Genomic DNA, 14,414 nt, shown 5'->3' on the forward strand with positions numbered 1-14,414 from the left:
AGGTAGAATATGCTTTTTCAAAAAGAAGGTTTATTGATTAGATACGTAATGGAAGATGATGCATCTATCATTTCTAAATGGTTAATGGACCCAGCAGTCCTGCGGTATTACGAAGGACGAGATAATCCGCAATCTGTAGAAAAGGTGCTTGATCATTTTATACATAGTCCAAACAGTAATGAAAAAAGATGTTTAATAGAATTTGATAACATTCCGATTGGTTACATACAAATGTACCCAGTGGATTCAGAGTGGAAAGCGTTATATGGCTATAAAGAATCACAAAATGTATGGGGTATGGACCAATTTATCGGTGAACCAGCCTATTGGGGAAAGGGAATTGGAACAAAACTCGTTCAGGCAGCAATTACATATATTATGGGTGAAATGGGAGCAGAAGCAATTGCAATGGATCCGAAAGTAAATAATGAACGAGCAATAAAGTGTTATGAAAAAAGTGGATTTAAAAAAGTAAAGATTTTAAAGGAACATGAGTTGCATGAGGGGAAATTAGAAGATTGTTGGATGATGGAATATAAACAATAATAATGGCTTATACAAACAAAGGGGGATGTGTGAAATGAAAAAAGCATTAATCGTAATTGATGTGCAAGCGGGTATGTATACAGCTGGAATGCCAGTACATAATGGGGGAAAGTTTTTACAAACATTGCAAGAGCTTATTAGGGAATGTCGTTCAAATGATATTCCAGTTATTTATATCCAACATAACGGTCCTAAAGATCATCCGTTAGAAAAAGGTACGGATGGATGGCGAATCCATGCGGCCATCGCTCCGCAAGAAGGAGATAATATAGTTGAAAAGACGACTCCAGATTCATTCCATAATACAAACTTAAGCGAAGTGTTACAAGAGAAAGGAATTGAACACGTTATTCTTTCGGGAATGCAAACAGAGTATTGTGTAGATACGACAACGCGCAGAGCATGTAGTGAAGGATATAAAGTAACGTTAGTGAGTGATGCACATAGTACATTTAATACAGAAGTGTTACGTGCTGAAGATATTGTGAAACATCATAACGCAGTATTGGGAGCGTTTGCGGATGTTGTTGAAGTAAAAGACTTAAAAGTGGCTGCCTCTAAATAAGAGGCAGTTTTTCATTAGAAAAAATAGCGTCAAATATTGTTAGTAAGTCGGTATTTTGAAATAATCAATTATATAATTTCACGTACCATAATGAAAAAATACAAAAAAGGAGCACCACATAATTAAAAAGGGCGCTCCTGCATTAAAACGTTACTTTTTTTTATCTTTATCCAATATATTTTGTTCTTCAGCAAACTCTGTACCATATGCAAAGCGACGATTAATACGAATGTTATCATTGTTGTGCCTTGTATGAGAGTTAGAGAAGCGATGAACGATTACTTCAGATAAAGTGAAGACGATGGCAGAAAGGATACTGCCCCATGCAATTTGCATATAGTTGTCTAATAAAATATTACCGAAAATCCATACGCTTAAATATGTTAATAAGAAATCCGACATAATGGCACCAGTATTGCCAATTCGATTTAAAATGATTTTATCAACGAACATGTAGGATACGATTGTAACAAAGAGACTGAATGAAATAATTTGAACAAACGTTGCAGGGAAAAATAAAGCAAGCCCAATGCTAAATGCGATAATGCACGATATAAACTTGATAAGCACTACTGTGAAATCATTCAAAATTTACACCTCCGATTTATACATAGTTTTTCAATAAATTCTGGAGTTCATACATTGTAACGGATTTATTTACATAAAACTTTTTCATGTTCGGAATTTAGTCTAAATATTATAAAAACAACGAAAAAATGTTATAGTAAAATGAGAGTGTATGACATTTTTAGGTAAGGGGGAATCCAGGATGTGGATTACTTCAGAAGTAGAAATTCCAGATGAGTTAATTGATCACCTTGAGCAAGGAAAGTTAGTATTATTTGTTGGAGCGGGAGTTTCTATGAAAGGGAAATCAAACTTACCGAATTTTGATGATTTAGTTGATGAAATTGCAAAAACGTTATATGTCGAAAAACGTGAAATAACAGAACCACATGATTATTATCTTGGTAAAATTGCGAAAACAAAAGATGTACATCAAGTCGCAAGAGATCTTGTTCATATAGAGAAATCAAAACCGAATCCATTGCATTATGCAATTCCAAGGCTATTTCCTTTAGATACAGATATCCGCATTGTAACAACAAATTTTGATCAACATTTTACAACAGCAATTAAAGAAATAAATAGAGATATCAATGTTTATTACGCTCCAGCTTTACCGACTGGGAGAGCTTTTAAAGGTCTTGCTTATATACATGGTAATGTAGAACAGGAGAAAGAGGCTTTAATTTTAACAGATGGTGATTTTGGAAGGGCTTACTTAACGGAAGGGTGGGCGAGAAGATTTTTAGTTGATCTATTCTCAAATTACACCGTTTTATTCGTTGGATATAGTCATAATGACCCAGTAATGAAATATTTAGCAACTGGTTTACCACCAAGTACAAGACGATTTGCTTTTGTCGCACAAGGAGAAAATACGTACCATTGGGAACATTTAGGGATAAGACCAATTGTGTATCCGAATAAGGTGAATAATCATCAATCCCTCGTAAAAGCGGTAAAACGCTGGGCTGAATTAATGGGTGATAATTATATTACGAAAAGAATGCGTATTCGGGATATTGTAACGGTTCCCCCGTCAGTAGAACAGGAACAATTATCATACATAAAGCAATCGATTAAAAAAATTGAAACAGTACGTTACTTTGTGGAATTTGCTCATGATTATGAATGGGTCGAATGGTTAGAAGCAGAAGGTAAATTACAAAATTTGTTTATGCTTACGCCAAACTATAATGAAGTAGATGAATTACTTGCAGAATGGTTAGTGGAACAATTTCTTTTTAGTCATCAGAAAGAATTATTTCAATTAATTTATAAAAACTATTCTAAAATATCACCGTTATTATGGAGAACAATTTGTAACTACTTAAACGAAACGAAGAGTAAGATGGACCCGCTGTTGTTTGCAAGGTGGACACTCCTTTTATTAGAAACAGCTGAAAAAGATAGTAGCTCTATAGAAAAGATTTCTAAGTTACTGCAAAAATGTTCTTTTCCTGAGCATAAAGAAATTGCCTTATTGTTACTAACTTTTATTTTAGACGGAAAACTGAAGTTGAAACGTGTAAGAAAATGGGGAAATGATACGCAAGAATCAATAGAACTCGAGGAATCGAGTCGCTTACCAGTATCTACATTTTCTCATGTGGAGCAAATTTGGAACGAAAAGATGAGGCCATATATCGCTTATTATGCTGTTCCAATTATGATGATTGGATTAGAAAAATTGAGAATGTTGTCGTTAAGACAAACGGCACTGAAAAAAAGAAATAAGGAAAATGTAGAGAAAGAGTTTCATCAAAATGATCTTGCATTTTTAATACGAATTGTAAAAGAGTGTCTAACTTATTTATGCGAAAACAATGAAAAAAAAGCGGATTATTATATTACAGAAATGATAGAAGCAAATAGTGTACTTCAAAAGCGAATTGCAATTGATGCGATGAATAAAAATATTTTTGTTCGTGTAGATGACAAAATGAAATGGTTGTTACATGAAGGACTTCTTTTAGATTTCACTTATAAACACGAAGTTTTTCAACTTTTAAAAAGGCATTATGCACATTGTTTAGAAAAAACAAAAGAAGAAGTCACTCGAACTGTAATAAAGCATCTTACAGAAGAGAGGGTATTTGATGCATGTCTCGTATTAGACTTATTATTCAAGTGTGATTCGAATAGCCCATCTACGGCAAATGGGTATGAGTTAATGAAGCAAAAGCATCCTCATTTTCATTCTGAACGATACAGTGTACAAAAGAAAGAAGATACAGCAGAAAGCATTACTTGTAATGTAACTGCTGACGGATTATTGCAGCTGAAAGATGTTGAAATTATGAAGCAAGTTCAGCAATTTTCGCAAGATGGTGTTTTTAAACAACGCCATTTTTTAGAGATGTTATCAAAAGCATGTAAATTAAACACAGAGTGGAGTATTTCATTTGCATACCAATTAGTAGGAGTGCAAGAAATAAGTAATGAAGTATGGTTTGTTTGTATTAGAGAATGGCGAAATAATCGAGGATTGACGAATGAGCAAATCCAAAAAATTATTCCGCTATTGCAGAAATTTGTTAGAAATACTGCTTTTCATTGGTTAATTAGTAGTTTTCTATATGAAATTAGTAATCGACTAGAAGAGTTAGAAGAGAATAGTATACGTGTTGTAAAACGATTTGCTTTTTCAGTGTTCCCTCAAGTTATGAAGAGTGGTACAGACTTTAAGCTTGGGAAACAAGATTTTTATAATGAATCAATTCAGCATCCAGTTGGAAAAATGACGGCTGTATTATTAAAGTTGTTATCATATGATCATTTATACGATCGTAATGTATATGAATATTTATTTTTATTTGAAGAACAAGTAAGAGTTAATTCGGAACGAACAAACTTTATGTTTGCTCGTTTAATAGCAGATATTACATTTCTATATCATATTGAAAAACAATGGTGCCGAAAATATTTGTTACCATACTTAGATTTAAAAAAACAAAATGAGATTACGGAATATGCATGGGCCGGCTTATGTTACACGCAAATAAATTTACCTTTATTTACAGAAATGAAGCGATTTATTAAGTATGCGATAGAACATTTGGAAGTATTACATCCGCATACGAGAGAAGCTTTCTTGAAGTGGCTTAGCTTTGTATTTATTAAATGTGTACTATATTGGGAGCAAAAAACAAATTGGTTATACCCGTTACTCATACTAGAAAATGAAGAAAATAAAATTAAGTTTATGCAGTTTTTATGCTATTACGTCAAAACATTAAGTGTAAAAGAACAACAAAAGTTTTGGACAGCTTGGCTCAGTGTATTTTTGCGAGAACGACCAAAAATGGGTGAGATAACTGCGAGAGAATATGTGATGCTTTTACGTATTATTTTATACATGGATGAAATATTAGAAAAAGGATTATGTATTATGTCTCGTGCATTTTCAAGTGTACATGGTAAATGTACAGGTGAGGAAATGAAGCAGTTATTGATTGAAATGCTTCATAAAAAAGAAAGTATGAAAGCGCATAAAGAAATGTTTGCAAATGTGTTTTTTATTTTACTACAAACATGTCACGAAGCCGTTTTATTTGAAAAAGAAATCATACAAATAAAAGAATTATTAGTTCAGTATGAAGTAGAGGAATATGTTTTACATTTACTAGAAAATGAAATAATTCGCATAGGAATTGTAATGGGTGATTTACAAAAAGAGTTATAGGACGAAAGTGGAATTTTAAAAAATATATAAAAAGTTGTTGACAGTGTTTTGAAAAGCGTTCTATAATACGAATCATACTTATTCAATTTCAAAAACATTTGAATAAACAAAGTGCAATGAAGAGATCACAGTAGTGGTTAGTCTTACTGTAACAGAGAGCTGGTGGTTGGTGTGAACCAGTACAGGGATAATCATGAATTACAGTCTTGGAGCATCTTTTTCGTAATAAAGATAGTTTGTCTTTATGAGGAAAAAGCGGTCAATTGATCGTTAACAGTGAAGAGAGGTAGACGGAAAGTTAGTCTACAACTAGGGTGGTACCGCGATAAATATCGTCCCTACTGATTTATTCAGTAGGGACTTTTTGTATTTTAGTGGTTCAACTTGAAAATTAAATAGTCATGCATTGAAAGGAAAAGCAGTAGTTGTTGTTTCCCTGTAACAGAGAGCTGGTGGTTGGTGCAAACCAGTACATAAACAAGAGCGAATTACAGTCCTGGAGCATCTTTTTCGTAGTAAAGATAGTATTGTCTTTATGAAGGGAAAGACGGTCAGATGATCGTTAACAATGAAGAGAGGTAGACGAAAGAAGTCTACAACTAGGGTGGTACCGCGATAAATATCGTCCCTACTGATTGAATCAGTAGGGCTTTTTTGTACAAAAAAGTGGGTTTTTAACTAGTAGTTCATGTCTTTGTACGAATTATTAGTTTAAAATAAGAAGAGGTATCGATTCCACTATAAATTTGTATAATTAGTCAGTTCAGAAAATAGAGAATTTTTTATTCTCTTACTATACTTTTAAAACATTAGAGGAGGATTTCCAAATGGCAAATCATGAATTAGATCAATTACGTAAACAGGTAGATGAAATTAACTTACAACTATTACACCTTTTAAACAAACGTGGTGAAATTGTTCAAAAAATTGGAGAGCAAAAGCAAGTACAAGGCACGAAACGCTTTGATCCAGTACGTGAGCGTGAAGTACTTGATATGATTGCAGAGCATAACGAAGGACCATTCGAAACATCAACAGTTCAACATATTTTCAAAACGATTTTCAAAGCAAGCTTAGAGTTACAAGAAGATGATAACCGTAAAGCGTTACTAGTATCACGTAAAAAGAAACAAGAAAATACAATTGTTGATGTAAAAGGTGAATTGATTGGAAACGGAACACAAACGTTCATCATGGGACCTTGTGCAGTAGAAAGTTTAGAACAAGTTCGTCAAGTAGGGCAAGCGATGAAAGACCAAGGCTTAAAATTAATGCGCGGTGGTGCATTCAAACCGAGAACTTCTCCATATGATTTCCAAGGTTTAGGAGTAGAAGGACTTCAAATTTTACGTCAAGTAGCAGACGAGTTTGACTTAGCAATTATTAGTGAAATTTTAAATCCGAACGATGTTGAAATGGCATTAGACTACGTTGATGTAATTCAAGTTGGTGCACGTAACATGCAAAACTTCGATTTATTACGAGCTGTAGGTAAAGTTAACAAACCAGTATTATTAAAACGTGGATTAGCAGCAACAATTGATGAGTTCATTAACGCAGCGGAATACATCATTGCGCAAGGTAACGATCAAATTATTCTTTGTGAGCGCGGTATCCGCACATACGAAAGAGCAACACGTAACACATTAGACATTTCTGCAGTACCAATTTTAAAGAAAGAAACACATTTACCAGTTATCGTTGATGTAACACATTCAACTGGACGCAGAGATTTATTATTACCAACAGCGAAAGCGGCACTTGCAATTGGCGCAGATGCAGTAATGGCTGAAGTTCATCCAGATCCAGCAGTTGCATTATCAGATTCTGCACAACAAATGGACATTCCAGAATTCCATAGATTCATGGATGAGTTAAAAGGTTTCAAAAATAAATTATCTTAATTCCATATCATATATGCATTGAAGAGGAAACAGTAGTGCTTATCTCACTGTTAAAGAGAGCTGATGGTCGGTGTGAATCAGTACAAAGGTAAGCATGAATTACAGCCTTGGAGCATCTTTCCCGACAACTTTTGGAGGGTAAGACGGTCGAACGATCGTTAAAGAAGAAGAGAGGTAGACGAAAGAAGTCTACAACTAGGGTGGTACCGCGATAAACATCGTCCCTACTGAGCGCTCAGTAGGGACTTTTTTGTACAAAAAATAGTAAAGGGGCAAGAGAAATGAGATACATTACAGCTGGAGAATCACATGGACCGCAGTTAACAGTTATTTTAGAAGGTGTACCAGCAGGTTTGACACTTACGGCGGAACATATTAATAAAGAATTATTAAGAAGACAAAAAGGTCATGGACGCGGAAGACGTATGCAAATTGAAACAGATACAGTTGAAATTGTAAGTGGTGTTCGTCACGGGATGACACTTGGATCACCGATTACGTTAATTGTAAAAAATGATGATTTCAAACATTGGACGAAAGTAATGGGTGCAGAGCCAATTTCGGAAAAAGAAAGTAAAGACATGAAACGTACAATTACAAAACCACGTCCCGGACATGCAGATTTAAATGGAGCAATTAAATATGGTCATCGTGATATAAGAAACGTATTAGAGCGGTCATCTGCAAGAGAAACGACAGTTCGTGTAGCTGCTGGTGCAGTTGCAAAACAAATTTTAAGCGAATTAGGCGTGGGAATTGCAGGACATGTTCTTGAAATTGGTGGAGTAAAAGCAAAACATATTTCAAACTTATCAATTGAAGAAATTCAAACAATTACTGAAAACTCACCAGTTCGATGTTTAGATAAAGAAGTAGAGCAAGAAATGATGAATGCGATTGACAACGCAAAAAGTAGTGGAGATTCAATCGGTGGTATTGTGGAAGTCATTGCAGAAGGTATGCCGATTGGCGTTGGTAGTTACGTTCATTACGATCGTAAATTAGATGCAAAACTTGCTGGTGCAATTATGAGTATAAATGCATTTAAAGGTGCTGAAATCGGCGTAGGTTTTGAAGCGGCACGACAACCAGGAAGCAAAGTGCATGATGAAATTCTGTGGGATGAAAAAAAAGGATACACGAGAAAAACGAATAATGCCGGCGGTTTAGAAGGCGGTATGACAACAGGTATGCCAATTATCGTAAGAGGCGTGATGAAGCCAATTCCTACTTTATACAAACCGTTAGCAAGCGTTGATATCGATACGAAAGAAGCATTCCAAGCGAGTATTGAAAGATCTGATAGTTGCGCAGTACCAGCAGCGGGTGTAGTAGCTGAATCTGTTGTGGCATGGGAACTTGCAGATGCACTAGTCGAACAATTCGGAAAAGATCGTATGGAATTATTAAAACAAAACATTATGCAACACAATAACTACGCAAAAGAATTTTAATAAAAAGGTGGGTTTAACGTGCAAGTAAAAGATCAACTATCATCATTACAACCATATAAACCAGGTAAATCACCAGAACAAATGAAAGAAGTGTACGGAGATCATTCGTTTGTGAAATTAGCATCGAATGAAAATCCATTTGGTTGTTCACCGAGAGTTTTAGAAGAGTTGCAAAACTCTTGGTTGGAACATGCTTTATATCCTGACGGAGGTGCTACAACGCTCCGTCAAACAATCGCAGATAAGTTGCATGTGCAAATGGAACAAGTACTTTGTGGTAGTGGTTTAGATGAAATCATTCAAATAATAAGCCGCGCCGTATTACGAGCGGGAGATAACATTGTAACAGCAGGTGCAACATTCCCGCAGTACCGCCATCATGCGATTATTGAAGGGTGTGAAGTGAAAGAAATTCCTTTAAATAAAGGTGTATACGATTTAGACGAAATTTCGTCAGCGGTAAATAATAATACGAAAATCGTATGGATTTGTAATCCAAACAACCCGACGGGCACATATGTGAATGAGCAAAAATTAACTCAATTTATTGAAGGCATTAGTGAAAATACGTTAATTGTCATTGATGAAGCGTACTATGAATACGTAACAGCAAAAGATTTCCCTAAGACATTACCGCTTTTAGAAAAACATAAAAACATTCTTGTACTTAGAACGTTTTCTAAAGCATACGGATTAGCTTCTTTCCGCGTTGGATATGCGATCGGACAGGAAGAGCTAATTGAGAAATTAAATGTCGTACGTTTACCATTTAACGTATCTTCATTAGCGCAAAAAGCAGCGACGATTGCTTTTGGTGATGACGAGTTTATTAAAGAAATAGTTCACATGAATACAGAAGGATTACAGCAATACGAGAGTTTCTGTAAGGAAAACGGTATACCATTTTATTCGTCACAAACTAATTTCATCTTCTTACCGGTAGATAATGCTGGAGAGATTTATGAAGCTTGTGCACATGCAGGATTTATTATTCGTCCATTCCCAAAGGGTGTCCGTATTACAGTTGGAACAAGGGAGCAAAATGAAGGAGTGATTTCAGTGTTAAAACAACACTTTGAAAATAAAAAAAATAAGTCTCGAGATGAGACAAATGCGTAAAAAGGTAGTATTAATTGGAACAGGTTTAATAGGAGGCTCTCTCGCATTAGCAATTAAGAAAGAGCACGATGTAACGATAACAGGGTACGATATATTTAAAGAGCAAGTAGAGCGTGCAAAAGAATTACACGTAGTAGATGAAATAGGAGTTGATTTACAGCGTGCATGTGAAGAGGCACATTTAATTGTTTTTGCTTCTCCAGTTGAAGAAACGAAGAAGCTATTACACAAACTTGCGTCATTCCGTTTACGAGAAGATGTTATAGTGACTGATGTTGGTAGTACAAAAGGGTCTATTATGAACGAAGCGGAAGCTTTATTTTCAAAGGATGTTTCTTTCATTGGTGGACATCCGATGGCGGGTTCTCATAAAACGGGAGTTGAAAGTGCAAAGGCACATTTGTTTGAAAATGCATTTTACATTTTAACACCGATGAATCACGTGCCAAATAAACAAGTGGAAGACCTTAAAGTATGGTTAAAAGGAACAGGGTCACATTTTCTTGTTTTAAATACGGAAGAACATGATTATGTAACAGGGATCGTTAGTCATTTTCCGCACCTTATCGCAGCAGGTTTAGTAAAGCAAGTTGAGAAACATGCAGGAGATAATCCGCTCATTCATCAACTAGCTGCTGGAGGTTTCAAAGACATTACACGTATCGCATCTAGTAGTCCAAAAATGTGGAGTGATATTGTAAAGCAAAATCGAGAGCATTTAATGGTATTATTAAAAGAGTGGATCTCTGAAATGGAAGATTTATATAAAACAGTTTCTACCGGAGATGCAGGCGAGATTCAAAACTATTTTGCAGATGCGAAAGAATACCGTGATTCTTTACCAGTAAGAAAGAGAGGGGCAATTCCTGCCTATCACGACTTATACGTCGATGTATTAGATAAGGTGGGGGCATTGGCTCATATTACGAGTATTTTAGCGCGCGAGGAAATTAGTATTACGAACTTGCAAATATTAGAAGCGCGTGAAGGACTGCTTGGGGTATTACGTATTAGCTTCCAAAGGGAAGAAGATCGTATGAAAGCAAAGCTAGCGCTTGGAGAAGAAGAATACCAAACTTATGAAACAATTTAAATGAGAAGGTGAAAAACGTGAAAGAAAGAACAATACAACCCGTTAATAACGGATTGAATGGTAATATTACAATCCCAGGTGATAAATCCATTTCACACCGTGCTGTTATGTTCGGTTCTATTGCAGAAGGGAAAACAACAATTAAAGGTTTCTTGCCCGGTGCAGACTGTTTAAGTACGATTTCATGTTTTAAAGAAATGGGAGTAGAAATTACGCAAAACGGTGATGAGGTTACTGTAGTTGGTAAAGGATTAGAAGGTTTACAAGAACCGAAAGCTGTATTAGATGTTGGTAATTCTGGTACAACAATCCGATTAATGTCAGGTATATTAGCTAACACACCATTTTTCTCTTGCGTACAAGGTGATGAATCTATCGCAAAAAGACCGATGAAGCGTGTAACAAACCCATTAAAACAAATGGGCGCAAACATAGACGGCCGAGAAGAAGGAACATTTACACCGTTAACAATACGTGGCGGAGATTTAAAAGCAATTGAATATATTTCTCCTGTTGCAAGTGCACAAGTAAAGTCGGCTATTTTACTTGCAGGTCTTCGTGCAGAAGGTGTAACAGCTGTTACAGAACCACATATTTCACGCGACCATACGGAAAGAATGCTTGAAGCATTTGGTGTTAAAGTAACTCGCGAAGGGAAAACAGTGAAGCTGTCAGGTGGACAAAAATTAACAGCAACAGACATTCAAGTGCCAGGTGACGTATCATCAGCAGCATTTTTCTTAGTAGCAGGTGCAATCATCCCAAATAGTAAACTAGTATTACAAAATGTAGGGATGAATCCAACCCGTACAGGTATTATTGATGTTTTAGAAAAAATGGGTGCTACGTTCACTGTAGATCTAATTAACGAAGGGGCATCGGAACCAGCTGCAAATATTACAATCGAAACATCTTCATTAAAAGGAATTGAAATTGGCGGAGATATTATCCCTAGATTAATCGATGAGATTCCTGTAATCGCATTAGCGGCAACGCAAGCAGAAGGAATTACAGTAATTAAAGATGCACATGAATTGAAAGTAAAAGAAACAAACCGTATTGATACAGTCGTTGCTGAATTAACGAAACTAGGAGCTCGCATAGAAGCAACTGATGACGGTATGATCATTTACGGAAAATCAGCTCTAAAAGGCAATACAGTAAATAGTTATGGTGATCACCGTATCGGAATGATGCTTGCAATTGCTGGCTGCCTAGCAGAAGGAAAAACAATTATTGAAGATGCAGAAGCAGTAGGTGTATCATATCCTACATTCTTTGACGAACTTCAAAAATTAGCTAAATAAAAAGGATGGAAAGCAGATACGTGATGTATCTGCTTTTTTTGTTAAAACGTCCTTGTAGTTTCACTTACCGAACTATAATAGTAAGAATTATGATACAATTCAAACAGGGAATGGAGGAGAATTATATGAATGTCATACAATTAAAAGAAGATAAGTTCAGAGAAGCATTACGTTTATCAGAATACGCTTTTCAATATAAAGTAGATGAGGAACGATTACAGCAGCAACTTACAAAGATGAAGGAAAGTCATGAAATATACGGCATTATGGAAGGGGAAGACTTAGCTGCAAAACTACACCTCATTCCGTTTCATATTTACATAGGTAAAGAAAAATTTAAAATGGGTGGCGTTGCAGGAGTAGCGACGTATCCAGAGTACAGAAGAAGTGGGTATGTAAAAGAGCTACTTCAACATTCACTTCAAACAATGAAAAAAGATGGCTATACAGTCTCTATGTTACATCCATTTGCTGTTTCATTTTATCGTAAATACGGCTGGGAACTTTGTGCGAATCTACTCAAATGTCATATAAGTAAGAGCGATTTAGTGATGAAAAAACAAGTAAATGGTACTGTGAAACGTTTTAATAAAGAAAATCATCCAGAAGAAGTCGAGAAGCTCTATGAAGCATTTGCAGAACGTTTTTCATGTATGTTAGTTCGAGAGAAGAACTGGTGGTTACAAGCGGTTTATGATGATTTAACATTAGCGATTTACTATGATGAAAATAAAAAGGCAGCAGGTTACATGTTATACAAAATAGAAAACTATAAAATGACAGTAGAAGAATTTGTACCACTGCATAATGAAGCACGAAATGGTCTGTGGAACTTTATTTGTCAGCATGATTCTATGATTAAAGAAATTGAAATGACAGTAAGTGAAAGCGAACCGTTATTATATTCATTGCAAGAGCCGCGCGTGAAGACAGAAATAAAACCATATTTTATGGGAAGAATTGTAGATGTAGAGCAGTTCTTAAAACAATATGAGTTGAATTGGAGCAATGTACAGCAAGAAGTGATCCTAAACATTACAGACGCATTTGCTCCGTGGAATAACATAACAGTGAGACTTGCAAATCATGAAATAACAATAATAAAAGAAAAAACAATAGATAAAGGCATCAAACTGGATATAAACGAGTTATCTACAATAATGTTCGGCTATAAACGTCCGTTACAACTGAATGAATTAGAATTAATTAGCGGAAGTGAAGAGGAAATACAAGCGTTTGAGAAAATAGTTCCGGTACGAGAAGCATTTATTTATGATTTCTTTTAAGTTTTCAATAGAAAATTGGGCTGCCCAAAAACAATTTTTGGGACAGCTTTCTCTTTGGTTGTCGGTAAGTCGATATATCCTGAAAATCGCTGATATAATTGGAGATGCGCCGATATATTCTGAAAATCGCTGATATAATTAGACTTGCGCTGATATATTCTAATAATCGTTGATATAATTTTTTCACTAAAACGTAACTATACTTTGTCACGCACTTGACTTTTAATCCATGTAATTTATAATTAAAAACGGAATGAATTTTCATTCCTGGAAATAGAGGTGGAAAAAATGGCTAAAAACAAACAAGAGGATATTTTTGATGCTGCGATGCAACTTTTTGCAGAGCGTGGTTACGATGGTACGACAATTCCAATGATCGCTGAAAAGGCAAAAGTCGGTGCGGGTACTATTTATCGCTATTTTGAAAATAAAGAGGCACTTGTTAACTCATTATTTTCAAAAAGTATGTTAGAGCTTTCTGAAATAATAAAAACGGATTTTCCTGTTGAAGCAAATATTCGTGAACAGTTTAGTCATACGTACAACCGTTTATTTGAATTTGCGAGAAACAATGTAGATGCTTTTTTATTTACAAATTCTCACTGTGATAGTTATTTTCTTGATGAACAGAGTAAGAAAATATTTGATGATTTTATAGGCTTCTTTATGAATATTATTGAAGATGGAATCGCAAAAGGTTTTCTTCGTCCATTGCCTCCAGTTGCTTTAATTATTATTGTATATCAACCGCTAGAAAAATTAACGAAAGTAATTGCAACAGGGCAATTAGAATACTCGAAAGAGTTAGTAAAAGAATTAGAAGAAAGCTCTTGGAACGCTATTAGAATCATTTGATTCTATAGCTTTATAAGGAAAGGAATGAATATT

General features: G+C 35.2%; 11 protein-coding genes and 3 other annotated features. Of the genes, 10 read left to right on the forward strand and 1 reads right to left on the reverse strand.

The window, feature by feature from the left end; genetic code table 11:
- Nucleotides 1-9 precede the first annotated feature (9 nt).
- Both AU379_RS09235 and AU379_RS09240 read left to right on the forward strand, forming a co-directional pair.
- The gene (locus AU379_RS09235; RefSeq protein WP_000898764.1) at nt 10-546 is read left to right on the forward strand and encodes a GNAT family N-acetyltransferase; all 537 of its coding nucleotides are present in this window, start codon (nt 10-12) and stop codon (nt 544-546) included.
- A 34-nt stretch (nt 547-580) separates the two neighbouring features.
- Nucleotides 581-1,111: a cysteine hydrolase family protein gene (locus AU379_RS09240; protein WP_000709540.1), complete on the forward strand. Its 531-nt coding sequence runs from the start codon at nt 581-583 to the stop codon at nt 1,109-1,111.
- Nucleotides 1,112-1,261: 150 nt separating this feature from the next.
- On the opposite strand, the gene AU379_RS09245 is transcribed toward AU379_RS09240, so the two are convergent.
- Nucleotides 1,262-1,699 carry a YndM family protein gene (locus AU379_RS09245; RefSeq protein ID WP_000997702.1) on the reverse strand — a complete coding sequence of 146 codons (438 nt, stop codon included), beginning with the start codon at nt 1,697-1,699 and terminating at the stop codon, nt 1,262-1,264.
- A gap of 181 nt (nt 1,700-1,880) precedes the next feature.
- Here AU379_RS09245 and AU379_RS09250 point away from each other — a divergent pair, with 181 nt between their 5' ends.
- From AU379_RS09250 to AU379_RS09285, 8 genes are all read left to right on the forward strand, one after another.
- The gene (locus AU379_RS09250; protein WP_061139163.1) at nt 1,881-5,363 is read left to right on the forward strand and encodes a DUF4020 domain-containing protein; all 3,483 of its coding nucleotides are present in this window, start codon (nt 1,881-1,883) and stop codon (nt 5,361-5,363) included.
- 107 nt (nt 5,364-5,470) lie between these two features.
- Nucleotides 5,471-5,706 (forward strand) — a binding site (T-box leader).
- Between the two features lie 54 nt (nt 5,707-5,760).
- Nucleotides 5,761-5,996: a binding site (T-box leader), on the forward strand.
- 194 nt (nt 5,997-6,190) lie between these two features.
- Nucleotides 6,191-7,267, forward strand: coding sequence for a bifunctional 3-deoxy-7-phosphoheptulonate synthase/chorismate mutase (locus AU379_RS09255; RefSeq protein WP_001273575.1), 1,077 nt, complete (start codon nt 6,191-6,193; stop codon nt 7,265-7,267).
- A 9-nt stretch (nt 7,268-7,276) separates the two neighbouring features.
- Nucleotides 7,277-7,496: a binding site (T-box leader), on the forward strand.
- Between the two features lie 52 nt (nt 7,497-7,548).
- The gene (gene aroC, locus AU379_RS09260) at nt 7,549-8,721 is read left to right on the forward strand and encodes a chorismate synthase (RefSeq protein ID WP_001269429.1); all 1,173 of its coding nucleotides are present in this window, start codon (nt 7,549-7,551) and stop codon (nt 8,719-8,721) included.
- An 18-nt stretch (nt 8,722-8,739) separates the two neighbouring features.
- A complete protein-coding gene (gene hisC / locus AU379_RS09265) occupies nt 8,740-9,840 on the forward strand; it encodes a histidinol-phosphate transaminase (protein ID WP_061139164.1) in 1,101 nt (366 codons plus the stop codon).
- Nucleotides 9,833-10,933 carry a prephenate dehydrogenase gene (tyrA, locus tag AU379_RS09270; RefSeq protein ID WP_001228131.1) on the forward strand — a complete coding sequence of 367 codons (1,101 nt, stop codon included), beginning with the start codon at nt 9,833-9,835 and terminating at the stop codon, nt 10,931-10,933. The genes hisC and tyrA overlap by 8 nt, the downstream gene beginning before the upstream one ends.
- 17 nt (nt 10,934-10,950) lie before the next feature.
- Nucleotides 10,951-12,240, forward strand: coding sequence for a 3-phosphoshikimate 1-carboxyvinyltransferase (gene aroA, locus AU379_RS09275; protein ID WP_000664630.1), 1,290 nt, complete (start codon nt 10,951-10,953; stop codon nt 12,238-12,240).
- Nucleotides 12,241-12,365: 125 nt separating this feature from the next.
- A complete protein-coding gene (locus AU379_RS09280) occupies nt 12,366-13,526 on the forward strand; it encodes a GNAT family N-acetyltransferase (protein ID WP_001100920.1) in 1,161 nt (386 codons plus the stop codon).
- A gap of 288 nt (nt 13,527-13,814) precedes the next feature.
- On the forward strand, nt 13,815-14,381 hold the full coding sequence (locus AU379_RS09285) for a TetR/AcrR family transcriptional regulator (protein WP_001107299.1): 567 nt from the start codon (nt 13,815-13,817) through the stop codon (nt 14,379-14,381).
- Nucleotides 14,382-14,414 lie beyond the last annotated feature (33 nt).

It is taken from the genome of Bacillus sp. JH7 (assembly GCF_001563515.1).
Classification (GTDB): domain Bacteria; phylum Bacillota; class Bacilli; order Bacillales; family Bacillaceae_G; genus Bacillus_A; species Bacillus_A cereus.

Excerpts from the sequence above, each read along its gene's own strand:
- AU379_RS09285 (WP_001107299.1), top strand. The coding sequence starts at position 13,815 with ATGGCTAAAAACAAACAAGAGGATATTTTTGATGCTGCGATGCAACTT.
- AU379_RS09255 (WP_001273575.1), top strand. The coding sequence starts at position 6,191 with ATGGCAAATCATGAATTAGATCAATTACGTAAACAGGTAGATGAAATT.
- aroC (WP_001269429.1), top strand. The coding sequence starts at position 7,549 with ATGAGATACATTACAGCTGGAGAATCACATGGACCGCAGTTAACAGTT.
- AU379_RS09280 (WP_001100920.1), top strand. The coding sequence starts at position 12,366 with ATGAATGTCATACAATTAAAAGAAGATAAGTTCAGAGAAGCATTACGT.
- tyrA (WP_001228131.1), top strand. The coding sequence starts at position 9,833 with ATGCGTAAAAAGGTAGTATTAATTGGAACAGGTTTAATAGGAGGCTCT.
- AU379_RS09250 (WP_061139163.1), top strand. The coding sequence starts at position 1,881 with ATGTGGATTACTTCAGAAGTAGAAATTCCAGATGAGTTAATTGATCAC.
- AU379_RS09235 (WP_000898764.1), top strand. The coding sequence starts at position 10 with ATGCTTTTTCAAAAAGAAGGTTTATTGATTAGATACGTAATGGAAGAT.
- AU379_RS09240 (WP_000709540.1), top strand. The coding sequence starts at position 581 with ATGAAAAAAGCATTAATCGTAATTGATGTGCAAGCGGGTATGTATACA.